Annotated in this window: 20 protein-coding genes; 14 read left to right on the top strand and 6 right to left on the bottom strand. The window is 62.2% G+C overall.

All coding sequences use genetic code 11. The annotated features are described in order from the left end of the window. Positions 1–19: 19 nt before the first annotated feature. From ICG51_RS06680 to ICG51_RS06745, 14 genes are all read left to right on the top strand, one after another. Positions 20–2689, top strand: coding sequence for a sensor histidine kinase KdpD (locus tag ICG51_RS06680; RefSeq protein WP_190282202.1), 2670 nt, complete (start codon positions 20–22; stop codon positions 2687–2689). Next, positions 2686–3402: a response regulator transcription factor gene (locus ICG51_RS06685; RefSeq protein ID WP_190282203.1), complete on the top strand. Its 717-nt coding sequence runs from the start codon at positions 2686–2688 to the stop codon at positions 3400–3402. The genes ICG51_RS06680 and ICG51_RS06685 overlap by 4 nt, the downstream gene beginning before the upstream one ends. Before the next feature lie 671 nt (positions 3403–4073). Then, positions 4074–6404 carry an ATP-dependent helicase gene (locus tag ICG51_RS06690; protein WP_190282204.1) on the top strand — a complete coding sequence of 777 codons (2331 nt, stop codon included), beginning with the start codon at positions 4074–4076 and terminating at the stop codon, positions 6402–6404. A gap of 308 nt (positions 6405–6712) precedes the next feature. Next, on the top strand, positions 6713–7669 hold the full coding sequence (locus ICG51_RS06695) for a DUF932 domain-containing protein (RefSeq protein ID WP_190282205.1): 957 nt from the start codon (positions 6713–6715) through the stop codon (positions 7667–7669). After that, entirely contained in the window at positions 7669–8046 is a 378-nt protein-coding gene (locus ICG51_RS06700) for a hypothetical protein (RefSeq protein WP_190282206.1), read from the top strand. Before ICG51_RS06695 ends, ICG51_RS06700 begins: the two co-directional genes overlap by 1 nt. 66 nt (positions 8047–8112) lie before the next feature. After that, positions 8113–9090 (top strand): lambda-exonuclease family protein, encoded by a 978-nt coding sequence (locus ICG51_RS06705; protein ID WP_190282207.1) that lies wholly within the window; start codon positions 8113–8115, stop codon positions 9088–9090. Positions 9091–9100: 10 nt separating this feature from the next. Further along, a complete protein-coding gene (locus ICG51_RS06710; RefSeq protein ID WP_190282208.1) occupies positions 9101–9988 on the top strand; it encodes a hydrolase or metal-binding protein in 888 nt (295 codons plus the stop codon). 106 nt (positions 9989–10094) lie between these two features. Further along, the gene (radC, locus tag ICG51_RS06715; RefSeq protein WP_190282209.1) at positions 10095–10598 is read left to right on the top strand and encodes a DNA repair protein RadC; all 504 of its coding nucleotides are present in this window, start codon (positions 10095–10097) and stop codon (positions 10596–10598) included. Between the two features lie 254 nt (positions 10599–10852). Then, positions 10853–11098: a DUF4258 domain-containing protein gene (locus tag ICG51_RS06720; RefSeq protein ID WP_190282210.1), complete on the top strand. Its 246-nt coding sequence runs from the start codon at positions 10853–10855 to the stop codon at positions 11096–11098. A gap of 2 nt (positions 11099–11100) precedes the next feature. Next, a complete protein-coding gene (locus ICG51_RS06725; RefSeq protein WP_190282211.1) occupies positions 11101–12939 on the top strand; it encodes an N-6 DNA methylase in 1839 nt (612 codons plus the stop codon). A 19-nt stretch (positions 12940–12958) separates the two neighbouring features. Beyond that, positions 12959–15337: a class I SAM-dependent DNA methyltransferase gene (locus tag ICG51_RS06730; RefSeq protein ID WP_190282212.1), complete on the top strand. Its 2379-nt coding sequence runs from the start codon at positions 12959–12961 to the stop codon at positions 15335–15337. Beyond that, on the top strand, positions 15337–16743 hold the full coding sequence (locus tag ICG51_RS06735; RefSeq protein ID WP_190282393.1) for a restriction endonuclease subunit S: 1407 nt from the start codon (positions 15337–15339) through the stop codon (positions 16741–16743). The genes ICG51_RS06730 and ICG51_RS06735 overlap by 1 nt, the downstream gene beginning before the upstream one ends. After that, positions 16730–19804 carry a type I restriction endonuclease subunit R gene (locus tag ICG51_RS06740; protein WP_190282213.1) on the top strand — a complete coding sequence of 1025 codons (3075 nt, stop codon included), beginning with the start codon at positions 16730–16732 and terminating at the stop codon, positions 19802–19804. Before ICG51_RS06735 ends, ICG51_RS06740 begins: the two co-directional genes overlap by 14 nt. A 300-nt stretch (positions 19805–20104) precedes the next feature. Beyond that, on the top strand, positions 20105–20848 hold the full coding sequence (locus tag ICG51_RS06745; protein ID WP_190282214.1) for a MobA/MobL family protein: 744 nt from the start codon (positions 20105–20107) through the stop codon (positions 20846–20848). Positions 20849–20995: 147 nt separating this feature from the next. On the opposite strand, the gene ICG51_RS06750 is transcribed toward ICG51_RS06745, so the two are convergent. From ICG51_RS06750 to ICG51_RS06775, 6 genes are all read right to left on the bottom strand, one after another. Then, positions 20996–22444, bottom strand: coding sequence for a YfjI family protein (locus tag ICG51_RS06750; protein ID WP_190282215.1), 1449 nt, complete (start codon positions 22442–22444; stop codon positions 20996–20998). Next, entirely contained in the window at positions 22441–22746 is a 306-nt protein-coding gene (locus ICG51_RS06755) for a hypothetical protein (protein ID WP_190282216.1), read from the bottom strand. Before ICG51_RS06755 ends, ICG51_RS06750 begins: the two co-directional genes overlap by 4 nt. A 108-nt stretch (positions 22747–22854) precedes the next feature. Further along, positions 22855–23088: an AlpA family phage regulatory protein gene (locus ICG51_RS06760; protein ID WP_223809548.1), complete on the bottom strand. Its 234-nt coding sequence runs from the start codon at positions 23086–23088 to the stop codon at positions 22855–22857. A gap of 177 nt (positions 23089–23265) precedes the next feature. Further along, positions 23266–23850: a hypothetical protein gene (locus ICG51_RS06765; RefSeq protein WP_190282217.1), complete on the bottom strand. Its 585-nt coding sequence runs from the start codon at positions 23848–23850 to the stop codon at positions 23266–23268. 333 nt (positions 23851–24183) lie between these two features. Next, positions 24184–25380 (bottom strand): HAMP domain-containing sensor histidine kinase, encoded by a 1197-nt coding sequence (locus tag ICG51_RS06770; RefSeq protein WP_190282218.1) that lies wholly within the window; start codon positions 25378–25380, stop codon positions 24184–24186. Next, positions 25377–26084, bottom strand: coding sequence for a response regulator transcription factor (locus tag ICG51_RS06775; RefSeq protein WP_223809549.1), 708 nt, complete (start codon positions 26082–26084; stop codon positions 25377–25379). The genes ICG51_RS06770 and ICG51_RS06775 overlap by 4 nt, the downstream gene beginning before the upstream one ends. Positions 26085–26137 lie beyond the last annotated feature (53 nt).

Consider the following 26137-nt stretch of genomic DNA (forward strand, 5'->3'; position numbering starts at 1 on the left):
GCCGGCGCACAATCCGCGCATGCACAGCGATCCCTCCACCTCCGGCATCGACAGGCACGAGCGCGCCGATGCGCTGCTGGGCGAGCTGCGCAAGCACGACGGCGGCCGCCTGACCCTGTTCCTGGGCGCCGCGCCGGGCGTCGGCAAGACCTACGCGATGCTGTCGCGGGCGAAGGAGCTGCGCAGACAGGGCGTGGACGTGGTGGTGGGGCTGGTGGAGACGCATGGCCGCAGCGAGACCCAGGCCTTGCTGGAGGGACTCGAAGTACTGCCGCGCCGGCGCGTCGAATACCAGCAGCGGGTGCTGGAAGAACTCGACCTCGACGCCCTGCTGGCGCGCAAGCCCAAGGTCGCGCTGGTGGACGAACTGGCCCATCGCAACGTGCCCGGCAGCCGCCACGAGCGACGCTGGCAGGACGTGGCGGAACTGCTGGACGCCGGCATCGACGTCTATACCACCGTCAACATCCAGCACCTGGAGAGCCTCAACGACATCGTCCACCGCATCACCGGCGTACGCGTGTCGGAGACCGTGCCGGACGCGGTGTTCGACCGCCTGCGCGACATCAAGCTGATCGACCTGCCGCCACGGGAACTGATCGAGCGCCTGCAGCAGGGCAAGGTCTACGTGCCGGAACAGGCGGCGCATGCGCTGCAGGCATTCTTCTCGCCCTCCAACCTCACCGCCTTGCGCGAGCTGGCGATGCAGACCGCCGCCGACCGGGTAGACAGCGACCTGCGTGAAGCCCAGGCCGCGCGCGGCCTGCCGGGCACACCGCTGCGGCGGCGCGTGCTGGTCGCGATCGACGGTCGCGGCCAGTCCGAATACCTGGTGCGGATCTCGCGCCGGCTGGCCGAGCGCCGCGACGCGCCGTGGACCGTGGTGACGGTGCAGACCGGCGCCGCCGACGCCAGCCAGCAGCGAGAACTCGACCACGCCTTCGCACTCGCGCGCCGGCTCGGCGGCGAGACGGAAGTACTGCATGGCGGCAACGTGGTTGACGCCATCCTCGACCACGCCGCGCGCAGCGGGGTCTCCACAATCGTGCTCGGGCGCACCCGCGAGCGCCCGTTCGCGCGCATGTTCAACCGCACCCTGACCCAGCAACTGCTGCAACGCGGCGCGCATTACGAACTCACCATCTTCAGCACGCCCGAAGCGCGGGCGAAGGCGCGCCGGACGGAGCGCCGCATCGGCAGCTGGCTGAGCCGCAACGATGTCGGGCTGGCAGTGCTGGCCGCCCTGCTCGCCACCGGCGCGAGCGCGCTGACCGAACGCTGGTTCGGCCTCGACGACCTGTCGATGGTGTTCATCGTGGCGGTGGTGATGGTGGCGTCGAAAACGCGCATGGCGGCGGCGGTGCTGGCGGCCGCGCTGTGCTTCCTGTCCTACAACTTCTTCTTCCTCGATCCCCGCCTGACGTTCTTCATCGGCGCGCGACAGGGCGTGGTCACGGTATTCCTGTTCCTGGCCGCGGCGCTGGTGGCCGGCCGGCTGGCCTCGCGCCTGCGCATGCAGGTGGTGGCGCTGCGCGCCGCGAACGCACATGCAACCGCGCTGCAGGCGCTTGGCCGGCAACTGGCCGCCGCAGCCGACTTGGGGCAGGTGCTGGAAGCCGGCCGCCGCGCCCTGAAGCTGGCCACCGGCGCCGATGCCTTGGTGCGGGCCGGGGACGACCCCATCGGGACAGGCGATGCTCCAACCCTGTCCGACAGGGATCGCGCCGCCGCCGACTGGGCGCTGCGACACGGCCAGGTCGCGGGGCGCCACACCGACACGCTGGGCCATGCCGACTGGTGGTTCCTGCCGCTTGCGGGTGACAGCCGGCCGATCGGTCTGGTCGGGCTACGCTTTCCGGACAGCACGCCGCGCCCAGGCCCGGAGCAGAGCCGCTTGGTCGAAGCGATGGCCGACGACATCTCCCAGGCCATCGTACGCACCCAGCTGGTGACCGACCTGGAGAACGCGCGGGTGACCGGCGAAACCGAACGCCTGCGTTCAGCGCTGCTGTCGTCGGTGTCGCACGACCTGCGTTCACCGCTCGCCGCGATGATCGGCGCCGCCGGGAGCCTGCAGCATTACGGCGACTCGATGGATGCGAAGGATCGTCGCGACCTGCTGGACACCATCCATCTGGAGGGCGAACGGCTGGATCGCTACATCCAGAACCTGCTCGACATGACCCGGCTCGGCCACGGCGGATTGACGCTCAACCGCGACTGGATCGGTGTGGACGAACTGGTTGGCTCGGCGGTGTCGCGATTGCAGCGCTACCAGCCCGGCCTGCGCTTTGACCTGCGCATCGCGACGAAGCTCGATCCGCTGTGGGTGCATCCGGCCTTGCTCGAACAGGCCCTGTTCAACGTGCTGGAAAACGCCGCGAAATTCTCGCCGCCCGGCGAACCGATCGAAGTGGATGCCCGCAACGCCGACGGCGCGCTGCGGATCGATGTCATCGACCGCGGCCCCGGCATCCCGGAAGACGAACGCAGGCGCATCTTCGACATGTTTTTCAGCGTGGAACGCGGCGACCGTGGCCGTCAGGGCACCGGGCTGGGGCTTGCCATCACCCGCGGCATGGTCGGCGCGCACGGCGGCAGCGTCGAAGCACTGCCCGGCCACGATGGTCGTGGCACCCTGATCAGGATTACCCTGCCGCGGATGACGCCTGCATCTGCCAACGCATGAGCGAAACCACCGCAGCCGCGCCCGCGCGCATCCTCGTGATCGACGACGAGCCGCAAATCCGCAAATTCCTCGACATCGGCCTGCGCGCGCAGGGCTATCGCGTTGAAAGCGCGACGGATGGCGAAGCCGGCTTGCAGGCGCTTGCTACGCATGGCGCCGATCTCGTCATCCTCGACCTCGGTCTCCCCGATCTCGACGGGCACGAAGTGCTCGCGCGGCTACGCGAATGGTCGCAGGCACCGGTGATCGTGCTGACGGTGCGTGCCGATGAACGCGAGAAGGTCGCCGCACTGGATGCCGGCGCCAACGACTACGTGACCAAACCGTTCGGAGTCCAAGAGCTGATGGCGCGGGTGCGCGCCCTACTGCGTTCGCATGCCACCGCAGGCGAAGCGCCTCCGATGTTCGACGACGGTCGGTTGCGGGTGGACTTGGCGCGGCGCGAAGTTTTCCTGCAAGGCAAGCCCGTGCAACTGGCGCGCAAGGAATATGCACTCCTGGCCTTGCTCCTGCAGCATTCAGGCCGCGTGGTCACCCAGCCACAGATCCTGCGCACGTTATGGGGCGGCCAACACGACCACGACACCCACTATCTGCGCGTGCTGGCCGGCAAGCTGCGGCAAAAACTTGGGGACGATGCCGCTAGGCCGCGATGGATTGCTACCGAGCCCGGCGTAGGCCTGCGTTTTATTGGCAGAAATTCCACTTCTTGAACAAGTTGCGAATGTCTGCTTCGGGTCGAACCCGGACATAGCCTATCGCCGGCTTGCCGGTGCTTACTCCCCGATGAAGGCTCTTGGCATGACCCTTGTCGTCGCCTTCGGAAGGCTCTGCCGCCGATGGATGCACGTTCGCAAACTCGCGTAATGAGCGAAGATTCACCGAACTAGCAGAAGATTCAAGGGCCAGAGCTGCGGGGGCCTTCAAATCACCACCCGGCTGCGTCCGTGCCGCAGTCCATGGGCTGCCGACGCGGGGCGCTATGCGGCATGGCCCTTGATCGGCCGCACGATCGGAAAATTCTTACGCGCCGATACGCTGTTTCCTGATCGGTTGTCTCTGCAGCTCAATGCACCATGCACCCTTAGCCAGGCCACCGCACCCAGCAAGGAATCAGATCGGACAACGCACTCTGTCAGTACGGAGTGGGCCGTGAAGGGGGCTGCGGGACTAACAGCCCGCAACAAAGCGCCGGCACCAACGCCGCCCACAGGGCGGCGTTGTCTTTTAGGAAAAGAGCAAATCTGCAAAGAATGACAGCCCAGCCTCATGATAGAGACACACCCGAGATCGAATGAAACAGGCAAGTAGTCTCGTTTCCAGGCTGGGCCACGCACCCCATTCATGAGTAGGATTGCTTCCTAACACTCATTCCGACACGACCATGACCGAGAAGGCCTATACCGCCGAGCAGGTGAAGGTGATTGAGCACGACCATGGTCACGCCGTGGTGGCTGCGGTCGCAGGATCCGGAAAGACAGAAACGCTTGTAGGTCGTGTCAGGCATCTACTGCGGGATCACAACCCCGAACAGATCGCTGTAGTTATGTTTAATCGTGATGCCCGGGAGTCCTTCCAGAACCGGTTTGAGAAAGCCATACGCACCAAGCCTCCTGAAGTGCGTACGTTCAATTCGATGGGCAACAAAATCGTCAACCGGTTCGTTCAGAACGGACTTCTCCCAGACGCCAAGATCGAAGACAAGGACTTTCGTCGGACGAAAATCGCTAGGGAATGCTTCTCTCAAGTATTCAAGAGCCTCAACGGCGATGACCAAGCTCCAGAAAGGGATCTAATCGAATCCTTTATCCAGTTTGTTCTGCTCGTGAAGTCCGACGTGCGTTCCGCTGAGGAGGTATTCGAAGCCGGCAAGTACGGAAAATCAGCCGCTGGCTTTGTGCAGGCCTTCCTCTTGTACGAACAGGAGCGGAAGCGACTGAAGCTCCGCTTCTTCGAGGATCAGATCTACGACCCTGTAAAGCTCATGCTCCACAACCCAGAGACCCAGAGGTATGTCGCCAACAAGGTCGATCACCTCATCGTCGATGAAGCGCAAGACATGAATGGCATTCAGATCGCGCTGCTTCGCATCCTGGCTGGCACGCGAGCGCAGGTGATGCTGGTAGGCGATGAGGACCAAGCAATCTATGACTGGCGCGGCGCTAAGCCGGACTACTTGATCCGCGGCTTTGAGGAGGACTTCACCAACGCGAAGCGCTACACACTTCCCCATACCTTCAGATTCGGTCATGAGCTGTCCCTTGCAGCCAGTCACCTCATCACTCACAACGCGAACCGAAACCCGAAGATCAGTATTTCGGCGGAGGGCACCCCTCGAACTCGGATCCATTGCCTAGGCCTGGCACTTGGTCTGACAGGAATAGGAAAGCACATCGAAAGAGTGCTGGCCGAGGGAACTCCGCCTGACGACATCGCAGTGCTTGTCCGGACTTATAGCCTAAGCGTATCCATCGAGCTGGAGCTTCACCAAGCGGGAGTCCCTTATTACGTCTACGGAAGACCACCTCTCACACGCATCCCGGAGATCAGTGCGCTGGTTGGCGTCCTGCAAATGGCTAGCGGGCGCTGGAAGCGCATGAACCAAGATGAAATTCGCTTCGTCATCCGGAGTCTGCTGCAACGCCCCGCCTTGTACCTGGATAAGGTCGCAGCGCAAGAAGTTGTCGACCGCGTCATGGATCATCCTGAAGGCATCTCTGATGCCATCCGCTCAGCAATTACTCCGAAGACTCAACGCTTCCAGGCTGATCAAATTCGTGACCGAGCCGACCTTCTGGAAATCATCGCCACGTGCACGCAGCCAGATGAGAAGGTTGTCGAGGTCATCGAACGGTATCTACAAGGAACGGAATTCGAAAAATCCATCGAAAAGCAGTCGCCGACCGTAGAGGCAGCAGATGCGATCTTGGCCAACGTCGCTGCGTTTAAGCTGATTGCTGCCCGTCACGAGGGCACCATTGAAGAGTTCCTTGACGAGATCGATCCCCTGATCGACTCGTCCAAAGTCGACCCTCCCGACGAGCCGCACGTATGGATCGGCTCCATACACAGAGCCAAAGGGGCCCAGTGGCCTGTCGTGTTTGTGCCCGGCATGTCAGCCAGGAGCTTTCCCCGCGACAACATCGATGATGCCTCCTACGAGGCAGAGCGCCGCCTGTTCTACGTCGCCGCCACGCGTGCCAGCGATGAGCTATATCTAGTCCATCCGGCGGACCCAGAGTTCGCGAATGCCACCGAAAACATCGAGGCAACAGAGGAGCGATCTTTGGCTAGCCCGGTGTCACCGTTCTTATGGGAGATGGACTTGGCCTTGGCACGTCATGCGGCTCGAGCGATTGAAACCGGAGGCCCTTTCCATACAGCCACTGTCACCCGCCCAAACATCGCCAACACCTACTTCAAGCGCTTTCCATATTCACAAGACTGGGCTTACCTGCGAAAACCGAAGGTGCATCGCGTTGCTCCAAGCAACCAGCTCAATGCTGCAGTACTTGCCTCCGGCACACGCGTGACCCACGAGGTCTTTGGCTCGGGTGTTGTGGACAAGTGGGTAGACCAAAAAGTGGTGCGCGTCGTATTCGACAACGGGGACAGTCGAATGCTGGTCGCGGCGCATGCTCCCCTTAAGCTCGCAGACCGATCTGGTGATGAAACGATCATCGATAGGGTACTTAGCCACATCTTCCGCCGCTAAGCACCACCGGTTCATGGGTAGCGTCGCAACCTACTGAAAAATTTTTCAGACCTATATTACAACTGTGAAGCAGGCAGTTCTGCTTCTCGTCTGGGCGCTTCGGTTCAAGCGCCCCGTGGAGGTCAACGCATGTGCGATGACACCAAAGAGACGATTGTTCAGGTGCTGACCGTTGCAGCCGTGATCCTCGCGGCCATCTTCGGCAGAACCAACACTCGGATCTGACTCGCCACGTTGCTGGCAGCACAGAAGGCCCGCCTCACCGGCGGGCCTTCTGCGTTTATGCCGCTGACTCAAGGAGCAGGAACATGCATCTGGTGGAAACGATGGCCTATACGGGCGAGAAACCCTGGCATGGCCTTGGCAACAAGCTGGCCCCGCAACAGCCCATCGAGGTGTGGCGGCAGCAGGCCGGGATGGACTGGAAGATCGAGGAGTCCGAAGTCCGCTACATCACGGGCAACAACAACCTGGGCGTCATCAATGCCTTCCCGGAGCAGAAGGTGCTGTACCGCTCGGATACCCGTTCGCCGCTGGCGGTGGTGAGCAAGCGCTTCAAGGTCGTGCAGCCAGGGGAGATCCTGGAGTTCTACCGTGACCTCACCAACCAGAGCGGTTTCGAGCTGGAGACCGCGGGCGTGCTGCGCGAAGGGCGCAAGTTCTGGGCGCTGGCCCGTACCGGCCAGAGCACGACGCTCAAAGGCCGGGACAAGGTGGATGGCTACCTGCTGTTGGCCACGGCCTGCGACGGCACGCTGGCCACCACGGCGCAGTTCACCTCCGTCCGGGTGGTCTGCAACAACACCCTGCGGGTGGCGCTGGGCAACAACAACGGGGCGGTGAAGGTGCCGCATCGCAGCGAGTTCGATCCCGAGGTGGTCAAGCGGCAGTTGGGAATCACGGTGGCGTCCTGGGATGGGTTCGTGGCGCGGATGAAGGCGCTGGTGGAGCGCCCGGTAGATCCGGATATGGTCGAAGGGCTGCTACGCCGGGTGCTGACCTACGCCGCGCCCGATGGGCGTCCCGATATCGTCAACGAACAGGCGCTGGCCAACGTCCGCGCGCTGTACGAGGGCGGCGGGCGTGGGGCGATGCTGCCTTCCAGCCGCGGCACGGCCTGGGGGCTGCTGAACAGCGTCACCGAGTTCGTCGATCATCATCGGCGGGCGCGCAGCGATGACCACCGCAGGGATGCCGCCTGGTTCGGGCAAGGCGCGCAGCTCAAGCAACGGGCGTGGGACGAGGCGATGAAGCTGGTGGCGTAATGGATCGCCCGTCACCGCGACAAAGTCCGGCCGTACGGCCGGGCAACCTCGCTGACGTTGTTCCGGATCCGCTGGACATCGCCTACATCGCCATGGGTGCCAGACAGGCCCTCGCAGAGTGGCGCGATGGCCCGCCAGCGCCCTTCCCGTTCGAAGGGGAGCTTGCCTACATCGAGGCATGCATCGAGCAGGCCCCCGCCTTGCAACGCGCCTGGGAGGCTGCCCAGGACCGCTGGGACTTTGTCTGGTGCTACGAGGTGGCTGAGCCCTTCGGCCTGGCCTACGGCAGGCACCTGCTGCAAGGCGGCGGGCCGGACGCCGCAACCAGATTGCTGCAATACCTCCTGGGTGATGCGTTGCTCCCGCCCTCCGCCTGATACCTCGTCCCTGCACGACCCACCGCGCCCGGCCTTTGGTCGGGCGTTTTCTTTTGGAGAACACCGATGAAGAAGCAAAGCGCTCTGCGGCTGGTCGACACCCGCACCATGGACCGCGAGCAATGGCTAGAAGTCCGCAAGGGTGGCATCGGCAGCTCGGATGCCGCCGCCTCCGTGGGCCTGTGCCCGTACAAGAGCCAGCTCGAGCTGTGGATGGTGAAGACCGGCAGGACACCGACCGAAGCGGCGCCGCCCGGTATGGATGACCCGCGCTACTGGGGCACGCTGCTGGAGCCGTATGTGGCCGTGGCTTACTCCCAGAAGACCGACCGCAAGGTACGGCGCTGCAATGCCGTGCTCCAGCATCCGACGTTCCCGTTCATGCTGGCGAACATCGACCGGGAGGTCGTGGGCTGCCCTGACGTCCAGATTCTGGAATGCAAGACCGCCGGCGAATGGGGCTCGAAGCTCTGGCGGGACGGTGTGCCTGAGTACGTCCAGCTGCAGGTCCAGCACCAGCTGGCCGTCACCAACCAGCAGGCCGCCGATGTGGCGGTGCTGCTTTGCGGCCAACGGCTGGAGATCCATCGCATCGAACGCGATGAGGAGGTCATCGCCCGGCTGATGGTGCTGGAAGCTCGGTTCTGGCAGTACGTCACCACCGACATCGAACCGCCGGCTGACGGTAGCGAGTCCGCCGGTAAAGCCCTGCGCCAGCTGTATCCCGGTGGTGGTAACACGCTCGACTTCTGCGAGAACCGGGGCCTCTCGGACACCTTCGCCGAACTGGTGGCCCTGAAAGACGAGCTGGAGGTGCGCGGCAAGCACGCAGAGCAGCTCAAGCAGACCCTGCAGCAGGCCATGGGCGATGCCGCCCGCGCGGTCTTCGCCACAGGCGAAGTGAGCTTCAAGCGGGCCCAGGACGGCACCAGCCTCGACACCAAGCGCCTGGCCCAGGACCACCCGGACCTGGTGGCTCAGTACAGCGTCCCCAAACCCGGCGCACGCCGGTTCCTGATCTCGGCAAAGGCCGATCACCCTTAGGAGAACTCCCATGCTCAAAGGCTTTGCAATCACCCCGCCCGTGGTGGGGCGGATCTCGATCGGACGTGTGGTCGAACGCAACGGCAAGCGCCTGCCCGAGAAGGATGACCAGTTCACCCTCACCAGCCAGGTGCAGAACCGGGATGGCTGGTTGCTGCATCCGTTGGACGAGGCGCTACGCCAGCAGGGAGAAGGCAAGCTGCGCAGTCTTCCCATCCGGCTGTTGTTCAACGATCCGAGCCTGAACCTGCGCGCCGACTACAACCTGTTCGACCGGAGCACGGGGCGGCCGGTGTGCGTGGGCAATGGCGAGACCTGCAGGCGCTCAGGCCAGGACGGCATCGAGAGCTTGCCCTGTCCCGGATCGGAGTCTTGCCGTTTTGCCGAAGGCCAGTGCAAGCCATACGCCCGCTTCAATGTGCGCATCGGCGACGAGGACGAGACCGGCACCTTCGTGCTGCGGACGACATCGTTCAACACCATCCGCACGCTGGCGGCACGGCTGCAGTACTTCCACGCGGTTTCGGGAGGACTGCTCGCCTGTCTGCCGCTGGAACTGAGGTTGCGGGGCAAGTCCACAACCCAGAGCCACCGGGCGCCGATCTTCTATGTCGACCTGGTGGTTCGATCCGGGATGACGCTGGAAGAGGCCATCACCGAGGCCCGGCGTCTGGATGCGGTGAGAAAAGAGGCCGGGTTCGACCAGGCCGCGCTGGATGAGGCGGCACGCCTGGGCTTCGCCAATGGCGCGTTCGAGGAGCTGGACGAGGACGGACCGGCCGTGGTCGAGGAGTTCTTCCCCGATCAGCAGGGCTCGACCGCAAAGCCGAATGGCGCTCCGCTAAAGGGGCTCAGCGGCCGCCTTCAGGAGAAGGTCGCCATCGCCAGCACGGGCTAAGCGAACCGAAGCACCCATCCATGCAAGCGAACATGAAGGGACCCCCTGTGGCCCCTTCGCTTTGTTGCGCACGGCAGATCAATGCATCACAGACAAGGACACCGAAATGGAATCCGAAGCAATGCCGGGCAGCCGGTTGTACGTGAGAGGTGAGCAGCGGCGCTACCGCGTCGCCAATGCGGACGAGATCATCGAGGCGGCAAGGACCGTCGCAGGCCAGCGGATGCAGCGCGGGGAATCGTTCACGGATCCGCAGGCCTCCAGTAGGTTCTTCCAGGACAAGCTGGCAGGTTTGGAGAGGGAGGTCTTCGCGGCGGTCTTCCTGGACACTCGCCATCGGCTTATCGAGTACGTGGAACTGTTTCAGGGAACCATTGATGGGGCCGAGGTTCACCCACGGGAAGTGGCCCGGCAGGCGCTTCGCTGCAATGCCGCTGCCGTGATCGTGTCTCATAACCACCCTTCAGGCACCACGGATCCGTCAGCGGCAGATCGGGCGGTGACTGCCCGGCTCAGGCAGGCCTTGGCGCTGGTGGATGTTCGATTGCTCGATCACATCATCGTGGGTGGGGCGAAATCGATGTCGATGGCCGAGCGTGGATGGGCTTAGGTCGCCTTCAATGGCTTACTTGTCCCTGATCCGGAGGAGCACGCGGTGAGCAGACAGGAGCCCTCGGCTCCTCGTCTGCCAGTTATTTTTCTTTTGTTTTCAATGAATTACGTCGTTGCAGGTGGCTCATCGTGAATATCTAATAGATGAATGAATCATGAACAACAATAAAAGTAATCTTCTAATGCATGTTTTAGTACTTGCATACGGCAGGTGTTTTATTAACCTACGCCCATCGACGCGAGGGTGTAGTGATGCACAAGACGAAGCACTTCCAGAAGCGCATGAGCCAGCGTGGTATCAGCCGCGACATGGTGGATCTCGTTCTCAGCTATGGGCAGCCCGAGGGAGACAAAGTCATCCTCAGCCGTAAGGCATCGGCCCGCTTGATGGAGGCGGCTCGTACCCTCGCCAAGATCTTGGACAAGGGCGGCCTGGTCGTTGTGGCCAGTGGTGAGGCTCAACTGACCACGTATAACTACCAAGGTCGGGGCCATTGATCATGTCGAACGATCACGCAGGACAAGTGCTGCTTCAGGTTCAGGACCTGCTTCGCAAGTCGCCCTTGGGTTCCCGTGAGTCCGGCCTGCTGGCCTTCCAGCTGCTGACCTGGGCCCAGCTGTCCACTCAGAACAGGGTGGCAGCGGACACCACGATCGATGCCGCATTGGCCTTTGGTGCCTCTGGAATCGTGGAAGCACTCGCCCGGCTAGCCTTGGTTGATGGACCGATTGGCCAAGCGTTCGGCGACGCTCCGCGCTACGCCCAGGTTTCAGGGGACTACATCGTCGCCGCGGCAACCGCAGCAAAACGCCTCGCTGAGGGCGGGATCTTTGAGCGCTTCTCTGCGGCCGATGTCGCAATCGTCCCGCTGCAAGACAGCTCCGACTTCTTCACGGTTCCCTGCGAGGTGGCGCACCTCATGGTTCGCCTCATCAGCAACGATGTACCTCGGTCGGTCTATTGCCCTTGGGAGTCCAGTGGCCAATTCGTGGGCAACATGCTGGATCGGGATGCGCGCTTGTACGTGGAAGCGCCCTATCAGGCGCCAATGCCGGCCCTCTTGAGTTTGTTCCGATCCTCGCCCACGGAAATCGTGCTCACAGATCCATTGCGATCTCCTTCCGCGGTCAAAGGCGGACATTTGGAGAAGTTCGATGCCGCGCTGTCGGTGCCGCCGTGGAATATGTCGGCGAACGAGGACGTGGCTTTGACCGATCTCTACGGTCGGTTTCCGATACAGAAGGCCACGGGCAATGGGCTTCATGTGCAGCACATAGTGGCTCAGACGGAAGGCAAAGCTGCCGTCATCGTTCCCAACAGTTTCCTGTTCGGGCCTGGCAGGGACCGTGAGGTGCGTGAGTATCTGCTCGGCAAGGGCTGGGTCAAGGCCGTTATCGCCTTGCCGGCTGGGTTGTTCAACAGCACAAGTATGCCATCCGCTTTGCTGTTGCTGGACACGCGAGAAAGTAGCCGAGATGTGAACTTTGTCGACGCGACGCAGCCGTACTTCACCAAGGCGCTCACAAAGAGTCGCACGACCCTCAAGAACACTGACGCCATCCTGGAGTACTGCATCGGTTCCGGCGAGAAGCCTTCGCTTGTCGATGAACTGGATGGAACGCTCGCAGCTCGCATCGATGGTGGTGCGATCCTGGCGAACGACGCATCTCTGCAAGTGGATCGCTATGTAATCGCAAGCGAGCAGCGTGCCATGCAAGCAGCGCTTAGCAGCATGCATACCGTGGAGCTGGGCGATATCGTCAACGTTCTCAACCCCATTCCCAACAAGGACCGCGGCGCTGACTCGCCGACGGCATTTGAGGTCTATGAGGTAGGTGCTGCTGATCTTCCTTCAGTTGGTTACATCCGGACGCCGGAACGGAAGATCCACGTAAAGCTATCCACCCGCCGGTCGGGCAATTCCGATGATGTGTTTCTCCGTCCTTACGATCTGGTACTCGTCGTCAAGGGTAGTACGGGCAAGATCGGCATCGTGCCCGCCAACGTCCCGCCGCCTGGTCCTGGAGCGTGGATTGCCGGCCAGTCAGCGGTGGTGCTGCGCGCCACAAATCGGGAAGTGGACTTGCGCGGACTCGGATTGTGGTTGCGATCGAAGCTGGGTCAGCAGCTGCTGGACAGCATCAAGTCCGGTGCAACCATTCCGATGATGTCGATTGCAACACTGCGTAGGCTCAAGGTGATTGCCATGATCCCGGCGTGGACTGAACTCGCCATCGAAGTGTTGGAAGAGGAGGACGACCTCCAGCACCAGATTGAAGTCCTCCAAGACCAGCAAGCAAGCATCGCCGAGCAGCTCTGGAATGAGCTCCTTAAATAACACGATGGAATCTTGAGCAATGAACTCAAAGCAAGACCAGAGCCATATCAAATGGATTTCCGACTTCATCTGGAACATCGCTGACGACCGCCTGCGCGACGTTTACGTGCGCGGCAAATACCGTGACGTCATCCTGCCCTTCACCGTGCTGCGGCGGCTCGATGCCGTGCTCGAAGCGACGAAAGACGCGGTGCTGGAGCGCAAGAAGTTCCTCGACACCCACAAGGTGGCCGAGCAAGACGGCGCACTGCGCATGGCGGCAGGCCAAGCCTTCTACAACGTCTCGGAATTCACGCTGGCCAAGCTCAAGGCCAGCGCAGCAGGCCAGCGCTTGCGCGATGACTTCATTGCGTATTTGGACGGCTTTTCGCCCAACGTGCAGGAAATCCTCACCAAGTTCAACTTCCGCAACCAGATCCAGAAGCTGGTGGATTCCCACGTCCTTGGTTACTTGATCGACGACTTCCTCGACCCCGAGGTCAATCTCGCGCCGCTGCCAGTGAAGGATGCCGACGGCCGCATCAAGCTGCCCGCGCTGGACAACCACGGCATGGGCACAGTGTTCGAGGAGCTGATCCGCCGCTTCAACGAAGACAACAACGAAGAGGCAGGCGAACACTTCACCCCGCGCGACGTGGTGCAGCTCATGGCCAAGTTGTTATTTCTGCCGGTGGCCGACCGGATCGAGTCCAGCACCTATTCGCTCTACGACGGCTCATGCGGCACCGGCGGCATGCTCACCGTGGCCGAGGAAGCGCTACACGAACTGGCCGAGCAGCACGGCAAGGAAGTGTCGATCCACCTGTTTGGCCAGGAAATCAGCGACGAAACCTACGCCATCTGCAAGGCCGACCTGCTCTTGAAGGGGGAAGGAGCGGAAGCCGAGAACATCGTCGGTGGCGCAGACAAATCCACCTTGTCCGCCGACCAGTTCCGAAGCCGCGAATTCGATTTCATGATCTCCAACCCGCCCTACGGGAAAAGTTGGAAGACCGATCTGGAGCGCATGGGCGGCAAGAAGGAATTCAACGACCCGCGTTTCATTGTCAGCCACGCGGGCAACAACGAGTTCAAGCTCCTCACCCGCTCCAGCGACGGGCAGCTCATGTTCCAGGTGAACAAGCTGCAGAAGATGAAGCACAACACGCCGCTGGGCAGCCGCATTGCCCTGGTGCATAACGGCTCCGCGCTGTTTACCGGCGACGCAGGCCAGGGCGAGAGCAACATCCGCCGCTGGGTGCTGGAGAACGACTGGCTCGAAGCCATCATCGCCCTGCCGCTCAACATCTTCTACAACACCGGCATCGCCACCTATATCTGGGTGCTGGCTAACAAGAAGGCCGAAGCACGGCGTGGCAAGGTGCAGTTGATCGACGCATCGCAGTGGTTCCAGCCGCTGCGCCGCAACCTCGGCAAGAAGAACTGCGAACTCTCGGATGCAGACATCCAGCGAATCCTCGACCTCTACCTCGGCGATGCGCAGGAAACTGCCCAGTCAAAATGGTTCGACACCCAGGATTTCGGCTACTGGAAGATCACCGTCGAGCGCCCGCTGCGCCTGAAAAGCCAGCTCTCAGACGAACGCATCGAGCCTCTGCGGTTTGCCACCGGCGACGAGGCGCTTCGCGCCGAGATCTACGCCACCCACGGTGAGGCGCTCTACAGCGAGTTCGCCAAGCGCAAGCCAGCCATCGAGGCGTGGCTGAAGGGCGAGGACGAGAACGAAGACGACGACAGCGAAGACAGCGACAGCAGTGATGACGGCGAAGCCACCACCACCCGCAAGGCCGTGCCCGCCAAGCGCCGCAAGAAGCTGCTCGATGCTTCGACTTGGCAGCGTGACAAGGGGCTGATGGAGGTGGCGAAGCGGGCGCAGCAGGCACTGGGCAGCGCCGTGTTCGACGACCACAATGAATTCCGCTCCCGCTTCGATGAGGCGCTGAAGGCGCAGGGCGACAAGCTCGGCGCGCCGGAGAAAAAGGCCATCTACAAGGCGGTGAGCTGGCGCGACGAAGCCGCGCCGCCGGTCATCGCCAAGCGCAGCAAGCTCAAGGCAGGGGAACACTTCGAGCCCGGCTCCGACGGCGCGTACCTGGAAACCGTGGGCAAGGATCGCTTCATGGTCGAGTACGAACCCGACAGCGAGCTGCGCGACACCGAGCAGGTGCCGTTGAAGGAGCCGGGCGGAATCGACGCCTTCTTCGTCCGCGAGGTGCTGCCGCACGCACCGGATGCCTGGATTGCCACCGACAAGACCCAGATCGGCTACGAGATTTCCTTCGCCCGCTACTTCTACAAGCCCGCGCCGCTGCGCACACTGGCAAAAATCCGCGCCGACATCCTCGCCCTGGAGCAGCAGAGCGAAGGTTTGCTGCATCGGATCGTGGGGGGCGCGTGATGGCGGTGGTGAGCACCTATCCGAATTACCAGTCACTTCGTTCGCGCTGGGTGCCGCGTGTGCCAGAGCACTGGTCGCTCCTGCGCGCCAAGAATTTCTTGCGAGAGATCGACGACCGCTCGAAAACCGGCGAGGAAACGTTACTGTCAATGCGTATGCAGCGGGGCTTGGTGCCGCACAACGATGTGTCGGTAAAGCGCATCGCCCCAGCGAATCTCATCGGCTACAAGAAGGCACAACCGGACGAGCTGGTGTTGAACCGGATGCAGGCGGGCAACGCCATGTTCTTCCGTAACCGCCAGCCGGGTTTGGTCAGCCCGGACTACGCCGTATTCCGCTTGCTCCGAGACGACAACCCCGAGTATCTCGGCCACCTGTTCCGTTCGTGGCCAATGCGCGGGTTGTTTCGCTCAGAATCGAAGGGTCTTGGGACTGGCACTTCAGGCTTCTTGCGCCTCTACTCGGATCGCTTCGCGGCGCTGGAAATTCCGCTGCCCCCGCGCCCCGAGCAAGACCAGATCGTCGCCTACCTCCGCGCGCAGGACGCGCACATCGCCCGCTTCATCCAAGCCAAACGGGATCTGATCAAGCTGCTCACCGAACAAAAGCTGCGCATCATCGACCACGCCGTCACACGTGGCCTCGACGCGGCGGTCGCGCTGAAACCATCCGGCATCGAATGGCTGGGAGAGGTACCGGAGCACTGGGAGGTGAAGCCGCTGAAACGTTGGGTGCGGCTCAACGCCCGCACGCTGGGCCAAAAGACCAGTCCAGATTTTGAGTTCCGCTACGTGGACATCGGCTCGGTGCAAACCGGGCGCTTGGTGAAGGAGCCGGAGCGCATCCGCTTCGAGGCCGCACCATCGCGTGCGCGCCGCGTTTTGCGCCGTGGCGACACCATCATCTCGACCGTACGAACGTATCTCAAGGCCATCTGGTACGTCAGCGAGGATGCAGACGACCTGATTGCCTCCACGGGCTTCGCGGTACTCACACCAGGCAGCGGCGTTGAACCGGAATACCTCGGTTATGTCATCCAGAGCAGCCCATTCGTGAACCGCGTGACGGCGAATTCCATCGGCATCGCGTATCCCGCCATCGCAGAAACTGTGCTGGGGCGCTTCCCTGTGGCATTGCCACCGACCGTGAATGAGCAGCAGGCCATCGTCGCGCGCATCAAGACGGAGAGCGCACCGCTAGACGACGCCATCACCCGCACGGAAGACGAAATCAAGCTGATCCGGGAATACCGCGACCGCCTGATTGCCGATGTGGTCACCGGTCAAGTGGACGTGCGCGGCTGGCAACCCGGCCCGGACGACGTGGTGGACGACGCGGCGCTGGCCGCGCTCGGCGATGAAAACGAAGATGTGACCGAAGAGGAGGATGGCGATGGCGAAGACTGACACCAGCGAGCGCTGGTTCGAGGCGCGCGTGGTACGCGGCTTGACCGGTGTGCCGCAGCCCGAGTACAGCCATGCGCTGGCTCCCACCGACTTCGCCGCCACCCACAACGGCTACGTGCAGGGCAAGCCCACCGACTACAACCGCGACGTGGCGCTGGATGTGGCGCAGTTGCTGGCCTTTTTGCAGGCTACCCAGCCCAAGGCGGTGGACACGCTGGAACTGGCGGCGGACGGCATCAAGCGCACCCAGTTCCTGCACCGGCTGCAGGGTGAGATCACCAAGCGCGGCGTGGTGGACGTGCTGCGCAAGGGCGTGAGCCACGGGCCGGTACACGTCGATCTCTACAAGCTGCTGCCCACGCCGGGCAACGCCGCCGCAGCGGATGCCTTCGGCAAGAACATCTTCAGCGTTACCCGGCAGGTGCGCTACAGCAACGATTCCGGCAACGAGCTGGACTTGGCCATTTTCATCAACGGCCTACCGGTACTGACCTTCGAGTTGAAGAACTCGCTGACCAAGCAGACCCTGGCCGACGCCATCGTCCAGTACCAAACCACGCGCAGCCCACAGGAGCTGCTGTTCCAGTTGGGGCGTTGCGTGGCTCACATCGCAGTCGATGACGCAGAGGCCGCGTTCTGCACTGAGTTGAAGGGCAAAGCCTCTTGGTTCCTGCCGTTCAACCAGGGCTGGAACAGCGGCGCAGGCAACCCGCCCAACCCGGATGGTCTGAAGACCGATTACCTGTGGAAGCAGGTGCTGACCCGCGAGTCGCTGGCCAACATCATCGAGAGCTACGCGCAGGTGGTGGAGGAGGAAGAAGCAGACGCCAGCGGCAAGAAACGCAAGAAACGCAAGCAGATCTTCCCGCGCTTCCATCAGTTGCGCACGGTGCGTGCGCTGCTACGCCGTGCCCATACCGATGGGGTGGGCAAACGCTATCTGATCCAGCATTCGGCAGGCAGCGGCAAGAGCAACACGATTGCCTGGCTGGCGCACCAGTTGGTGGAGCTGCGCCGTAAGGACGATCCGATGACTGCGCAGTTCGACTCCGTCATCGTCATCACCGACCGGCGCGCGCTGGACACACAGATTGCCCGCACCATCAAGGGTTACGACCACGTGGCGGCGATCTTCGGCCACTCCGACAACGCGCAGGAGCTGCGTGAGTACCTGCGCCGTGGCAAGAAGATCATCGTCACCACGGTGCAGAAATTCCCGTTCATCCTCGATGAGCTGGGCGACCTCAGCGACAAGAAGTTCGCGCTACTGATCGACGAGGCGCATTCCAGCCAAGGCGGCAAAACCACGGCGCGGATGCACGAAGCTCTCGGCGGCAAGGTGGCCGAGGAGGAGTTCGAAGAGGACAGCACGCAGGATGCGGTCAATGCCGAAATCGAGAAACGCATCGCCTCGCGCAAGCTTCTGGCCAACGCCAGCTACTTTGCGTTCACTGCCACGCCCAAGAACAAGACGCTGGAGTTGTTCGGCGAGAAGACCCTAGTCGGCGACAAGGTGCAGTTCCGCTCGCCCGAAGAACTGACCTACACCACCAAGCAGGCCATCCAGGAGAAGTTCATCCTCGACGTAGTGGAGAACTACACCACCTACGACAGCTTCTACCAAGTGGCCAAGACGGTGGCGGACGACCCGGAATTCGACAAGGTGAAGGCGCTGAAGAAGATTCGCCACTACGTCGAATCGCACGACAAGGCCATCCGCCGCAAGGCCGAGATCATGGTCGATCACTTCATCGCGCAGGTGGCGGGCAAGCAGAAGATCGGTGGCAAGGCGCGGGCGATGATCGTGTGCAACGGCATCGCGCGGGCCATCGACTACTGGCGCGAGGTATCGGACTACCTCACCCAGATGAAGAGCCCGTACAAGGCCATCGTGGCGTACTCGGGCGACTTCGAGATTGGCGGGCAGAAAAAGACCGAGGCCGATCTCAACGGGTTTCCGAGCAAGGACATTCCGGCCAATCTCAAGCAAGACCCGTATCGATTCCTGATCGTCGCCAACAAGTTCGTCACCGGCTTTGACGAACCCTTGCTGCACACGATGTACGTGGACAAGCCGCTGGCGGGTGTGCTGGCGGTGCAGACCCTGTCACGCCTGAACCGGGCGCATCCACAGAAGCACGACACCTTCGTGCTCGACTTCGCTGACAACGCCGAGGCAGTGAAGGCGGCGTTCCAGGATTACTACCGAGCCACCATCCAGACCGGCGAAACCGACGCCAACAAGCTGCACGACCTGAAGGCTGAACTCGACGGGCAGCAGGTGTATAGCTGGCAGCAGGTGGAAGACTTGGTGGCGCTTTACTTGAGCGGCGCAGACCGCGACAAGCTCGACCCCATCCTCGATGCGTGCGTGGTCGAATACACCGACCAGCTCGGCGAGGACGATCAGGTCAAGTTCAAGGGAAAGTCTAAGGCCTTCGTGCGCAGCTACGGTTTCCTCGCCGCGATCCTGAGTTACGGCCACCCAACGTGGGAGAAGCTGTCGATCTTCCTGAACTTCCTCATCCCCAAGTTGCCCGCGCCCAAGGAGGAAGACCTCTCCAAGGGGGTGCTGGAAACCATCGACATGGACAGCTACCGGGTGGAGGCCAAAGCAGCGCTGAAGATGGCGATGGACGATGCCGACGCCACCGTCGAGCCGGTGCCGCCCGGTGGCGGAGGCGGCAAAGGCGAAGCCGACATCGACAGGCTCTCCGCGATCATCAAGACCTTCAACGACCTGTTCGGCAACATTGAGTGGAAGGACGAGGACAAGATCCGCAAGGTCATCGCCGAGGAAATCCCGGCGCGGGTGGCGCAGGACAAGGCCTACCAGAACGCGCAGGCGAACTCCGACAAGCAGAACGCCAAGCTGGAACACGACAAGGCGCTGAACCGCGTGGTTCTGGAGTTGCTGTCCGACCACACCGAGCTGTTCAAACAGTTCAGCGACAATCCCAATTTCAAGCGCTGGCTGACGGACACGGTATTCGACGTGACATACCATCCCGGTCTGCAGACAGGCCACGATCACGGCAATCAGAGCCGTACTGGGTTGTAGGGAATTGGATTGTTCACAAGCGAAAGTTGACCTGCGCCTGGCATTTTCAATGCACGATCTGACAGCTTGTTGCTGTAATTTTTCTACGCAATGTGACTAAGGATATGTGGAAGTATGTAGCCGACTGATTGAACGAGAGTAATTGGAGGATTCGATACTGGTATTGAGGGGGGAGGGTAAAGCCTTCGCTCACTTACCGTTTCTCCTTCTTTCATTCAGAAGAGGCGTGCAGAACCACATCACCGAGCCAGCGAGAGATCGCTGGCTTTTCTTTTACGTAGAAGAAAGGGTAGTACGACTATGGCTACATTCCACTTCAGGCTGAAGAGCGGCCGCAATGGGGTCAATCATGCGCTCTACATTGCACGTCAAGGATTCCACTCTGACAGGGACGATCTGATCGCAACAAGTCACGGCAATCTTCCAGCATGGGCAAATGGGGAGCCGAGAAGGTTCTGGAGAGCCGCAGAGGTTGGAGAACGAAAGAACGGCGCAATCTATCGCGAAGCGGTGATTGCACTGCCAAATGAACTGAGTGAGGAGCAGAACAAGGTGCTTGCTGAGAGGCTCGTCTCAAAGCTTGCCAAAGGAAAGCCATACCAATGCGCCATTCACGCACCGACATCATCTTTGGAAGGTGAACCAAATCCGCACATGCACCTGATGATGTCGGATCGGGTCGATGACGGTATCGAGCGGGCACCGAACAAGTTCTTCTCCCGCTACAGCGCGACAGATCCGGCGGCGGGTGGACGCCGGAAGGCTAGCGGCGGTCGCAACAGAATGGAACTGCGCGATGACGTGCTCGCCAAACGCAAGCTCGTGGCCGATACGATCAACGAGCACCTGTCGATGCATGGGCATGATGCCCGCGTCGATCATCGGACGTTGATTGAGCAGGGAGTTAAGCGATCTCCCGAGCGACGCATGAGTCCAGTCAGTATCAAGAAGATGTCGGAGCGACAGAAGGCAAAGCATGTCGCTGCTCGTAGGGCTGCAGTGCCAGCAAAGGCACGTGGTGATCGGACAGGGGTCAATCGCTGACGTGCCATCCGCCTGGCGGAGATCCTGGTCACGCCCTGCACGGCATGCGACTTTGCCCCATTTGGGGCGTAGGGGCATGCCGTGCGGACCCCTTGCCAACAAAAAAGCCGCCCTTTCGGGCGGCTTGAGGTTGGAGCTGGAGTCTGGCTAGCGGCGAACGTTATTGAACACCGCAGGGTTCATGTCGATCCAGAGCCGGCCCTTCCGCTTGAGCGGCTGCTCGTGACGCAGGGCAATGTTGCCGACCGCAATGTGACGCTGGATCGCGATCTCGAAGCGACCCTGGTGCCGGATCGGTCCGTTCTTGCGGACTTCGTTGCGCGGGACGGTCCATGCGCCATTCAGCCAGTACTTGGAGTGCAGATAGTCGCCCAGCGCATTCATGTCCTTCTGATCCTGGGGTAGATCGGGGCGGGCACCGAACAGCGCCAAGTACTCTTCGAAGTAATAGGAAACGATCTCCTGCGCTCGCTGCAGCGTCTCGCAGTTGATCACATCGCCAGCGATGCCTTCGAAGTGGTGCATGATGCCGGCCATGCGCCCGACAATCTCCATCGACTTCGAAGCGAAGTCGCGGATGCTCGCCAATTCGCCGCCATCACGCAGCTTCGACTCGACATTGTTCTGCAACGTGACGAACAGGTTCTTCGCATCTGCCGAGAACGACAACGTCCTGCGCGAAGTGTCACCGGACGCGCGACGAGCTGCAGTCGCTTCGAGCAGCTCGTTCATGCGCTGGTGCAGCTTCGGCAGGTGTTCCCACACCGGGTCATACAGCGACAGGTAGCGGAAGCCCTGCGTGGATGCGGGCCAGCACACCAGGAAGCGCGCGAGAAAGCCGGACTGGCGCGCGATCTCGCCGCGCTTGTTCAGGAACTCCTGGAACAGCTTTTCCTGAATCATGAAGCTGACGGTTACGCAGGGATTGCGTGCCACGATGTTGCCGTCGGCTCGATCGAACGTCATCACGCTCGGATTGTCCCAGGCCTTGTTGAGGGTGCCGAGTTTTTGGGTCGCACCGCCCTGCAGCACAATGCTGCCTTCATCGCTCAGGATTGCAACGCAATTGCCATCGCCCTCGAGTGCCTCCATCAGGGGGCGCTCGGTGACGCTCTGATAGATCATGCGCCGGAGTTTCGGCTTGCGCGGTTTCGTCTTGAGGTGGTCAGCCAGTTCACCGCGCAGTTGCGTCGTGTCATGACCCTTGTTGAGCGCTTTCACCAACTTGCCCTGAATCGCCTTGTCGATGATCTTCCAGTAACGAAGATCCGCCTGATAGAGCGCCTTTGCCTCTTCAAACTGCATCGCGTCACTTGCGTCGCGGGCATAGATCGGCGCAAGCACCAGCTTGTCGGTGGCGGTCTTGCGTTCACCCGAATCTGCGGTCGTTGCGACGTACAGCAAGCCGGGCGTGATCTGCCCGGTGGGCAGCAGGATCTGGATATCTCCCTGGGAGCAGATCGACATGCCAGTGAAGATCGCCCCGGCGATTAGCGCGTCGGGCGCCTTCACATTGGTGCGCATCTCGACGAGGGCGTTGGCCGCGCCGCTGTAAAGCGCATGAGACGGGAAAGCACGGTAGTGGTTCTGGTTCACGGTGCGTCCTCCGTGGTTGAGGGCGTTGTGTCAGCGCTGGACGCCGCTGGTTCGCAGGTGCTGCCGCTACGCTCGTTGGCCATCAGATCCTTGAATCGCGCCGGATGGAGCTTGAGGCCATGCTCCCCCAGCGTCTTGAGGATCGCTTTCTGGGTGACCTTTTTATCCAGCATCTCGACGATGACGGGGTACAGGATCGCGAACAGCTGCGAGTCGTGGTGCTGGCGGTTCGGTTTCAAGCTACGCAGGGCTGCCGCGATGTCCGCCGCCTCTGAGCGCCCATCGTTGGTGTCGTAAGACATGTGAAATCCTTCTTCTAGAGGTAAAAGTAGCTCTGCATCTGCAGGAGCCGCTCTCAGGTGAGACCCGGCGGGTCGACCTGGTCGAACAGTCGCGAACGAGGCCGCGGTCTACTGTTCGGACGCACCTCCACGGGCCCTAATCAGGCCGAGGATGTATTCGTCGATCTCGTGTTCAATGAAGCCCGACAGGCCGCCCTGATGAATGGGCTTGGGAACCTCCGGCCGATGGTTCGGGGAGGTCTCGTCGTTCCAGTCGTAAAGCGTGCTGCGGCCGATGCCGAGACGCTTCTGTGCCTCGCGACGCGGAATCACGCGAAGGCAGGGGGCAGGGGAGTCGTTCACGTTCGCGCAACCAGTCGTTGACTGATCGCTACGATATAAAAACCTTTAGAATCAGATGCTTATATAGCGCGCCATAAATTTTTACAGGGGCTATTTGCTAAATTTTGTGTGAAGCGAGACCCACCTGAGCGGGCCGACTCGCTCAGTCGTACTCGGATTGACGGAGTCAGCCCAGGATCACCCCGACGATGGTTGGGCCAGTGCGCCCTGGATATCGTCCCGCTTCAGAAGCGCCCGCCACTTTCGGTCTGCGTTCTTGTAGTCGGGTAGCTCGCCTGTGACTTGGTTGTATTCCTTCCGCATCAGGTTCCTTGTCCAGCCGCCTTTCGGTGTTTGCTTGGCAAGAATTTTTTGTGCGATGGACTCGAGCACCTTCTGTGCGTTCTCGCCTTTAGCTTTTCCGCCTTTGCTGCCTGCTTTACTGAGCGAGGATCGCAGGTCAGTGTCGTTTTCCCTGGGGTAGATCGCGCCTTCTGATCCAACGAGGAAGCCAACGCATTCGGCTACTTCCGTCAAGAAATACCAAGCATGGGATATCTCTTTCCGGTTGTACGCTTCGATCGCCAGTTGAAGCATCTCGTGCGCATGTTCAATCCGGATCCCGCGCAGAAACTTGGTGTTGACATCATTGGTCTTGTTTGGCGTCTTCTCTTTCAAGGTTTCGTGGAGATGCACTAGCGCTTCTTCGAAGCTTTTCGGTGTGCGCACAACTTTCCAGCCGTCCTCATCGACGAGTCCGTACTCATGCTCACCTTCAACCATGTCTCATCCCCCCCGCGTGGTTCGTAGACGCAGCGTAGCGTCTGTTCAATGGGTCGGCAGCGACAGCCTACGCATGCTATAGCTCAGCGCGAAGTTCGTAGCTGGTTGCTTTAGGAGCCGAGTAGCATCGATTGACGGAGCTAACGGCTCGCGCTGCGTAATGTCACGATTTGACGGCCTGACTCTGAAGCTGGCGATCGTGCTGAATTTTCTCGGGCTTGAGTGGGTGACCAGAAAGTGAGTCAAATTGGGAGTCAGGTAGCGATATCAAATTGAGAAAAAATCACCTAATCAGTAGCATGGACTGATTATTCGAGTCCTGGTGGGCCCATGTCAGCGCAGGCGAATCAAAGTCTGCGCCGGCGCATCGAACGCCACCCTCCACCCCAGCCGCGCGGCGAGGCGGTCGAGCAGGGCGGATCCCGTGCCGGTATCCGCACGCGTGGCCAGGGTGGCATCGCCACCGGCGTCTTCCGGCGACATGGCGAGGATGATCCGGTCCTGCACGCGCGCCAGCCGCAGGGTGCCCTCGGTACGCGGTTGCGCCAGCTTGCGTGCCAGCCCGGCGATCAGCAGCACGGCTTCGCGCGGGGCCGTGGACAGATCGCCCACCGCATCGACCTGCACGGCAATGCCCGGCTTGCCGGCCAACGCGATGTCGGCGGCCTCCCGCAACAGCGGCGCGGCCTCCAGGGTCTCGACCTGCAGCGGGCGCCGCCGCGCCGCGGCGAGCATGGCTTCGAGCAGTCGGTGCATCTCGCCTACGCCACGCGCCAGCCGCGCATGCCGGGCCCGCTGCGCCGGCGACGCGCCATCGTCGTCCAGCAGGACCTCGGCCACGCCCTGGATCACCGCCAAGGGGGTGCGCAGTTCGTGGCTGGCGTCGGCCAGGAACGCCTGCTCGTGCGCGTCGGCGTCGACCAGGCGCGTCTGGTAGCCATCGATCGCCCGCGCCAGCCGGCCGAGGTCGTCGTCGCTCACCGCGGCGGCGAGCCGGGTGGGTTGCGGCTGCACCGGCAACGCCTCCACGCCTTCGGCCAGCGCGCGGACCGGCTTGAGCGCAATCCCCGCCAGCCACCAGCCCAGCCAGCCAGCCAGCACGGTGCAGGACAGCAGCATCGCCGCCACCAAGAGGTGCAGGCGGCGCTCCATCGCCTCGATGTCGCCGAGGTCGATGACGAAGATCAGCCGGCCGGCCGCGGTATCGAACACGCCGACATGCGTGGCTGGATCCTGCGGGTCCTCCTGCACGCCGGGCGGGAAAGCCGCGTAGCCGCGCGGCAGCGCGGGATCGTCGCCGCGGTAGCCGCGCAGGCGCTGGGTGCGCGGCAGCTGTGCGGGCAGGTGGTTGGCCAGGCGCAGGCCGTAGTCCTCGGCCTGGCCGCGCAGGATTTCCGTGGCCAGCACGTACTCGTTGTCCTCGGCGACCGCCAGCACGGTGACCGCAGCCAGTCCGCCGAGCAGCAGGCCCAGCAGGGCGGCCAGCAGGGTGAAGCGCTGCCGCAGCGACAGCGGGCGGCGCGCGCTCATGCCGGCGCCACGATGCGGTACCCCACGCCGCGCACCGACTGCAGCAGCGGCTGCGCGAACGGCCGGTCGACCAGCGTGCGCAGTTCGTATACCTGCGTCTGCAGCGCGGCCGTGTCGGCGCCGCCCGGGCCCCAGGCGCTCTCGATCAGGCGCGCATGCGGCACGATCCGCGGCGCTTCGCGCAGCAGTACGCCCAGCAGTGCGCCCTGCAGGCGGGTCAGCGGGATGTCGCGCCCTTCACGCCGCGCGGTCAGCGTGCGCGGATCGTAGGCCAGCGCGGCGTAGGCCACCTCGCCGGCGACCGGTCGTCCGCGCCTCTGCACCGCGCGGATGCGCGCCTCCAGCTCCGGCAGCGCGAACGGCTTGACCAGGTAATCGTCCGCCCCTTCGGCAAAACCGCGCAGCCGGTCGTCGAGGGTGTCGCGCGCGGTCAGCATCAGCACCGGCACGCCGTGTCCGGCCTCGCGCAGGCGCCGGCAAAGCGCCAATCCGTCCAGTCGCGGCAGGCCCAGGTCCAGCACGATCACGTCGAAGCCGCCGCGCAGCGCGCGCGCCAGGCCGGCGACCCCGTCGGCACAGTGGTCCACTTCGTGGCCGCGACGTTCGAGGAAGTCCCAGATGTTGGCGGCGATATCGTGCTGGTCTTCGATCAGCAGGACGCGCAGACCACCAGCAGGCGGGCCGGGCGGGGCGGGGCTGGACATGGCGATAGCCTGCCACCACTGCACGGTGCCGTGTTAACGGGCGGCTGAGATTC

Origin of the sequence: Thermomonas sp. XSG (assembly GCF_014678725.1) — a bacterium.
Classification (GTDB): Bacteria; Pseudomonadota; Gammaproteobacteria; order Xanthomonadales; family Xanthomonadaceae; genus Thermomonas.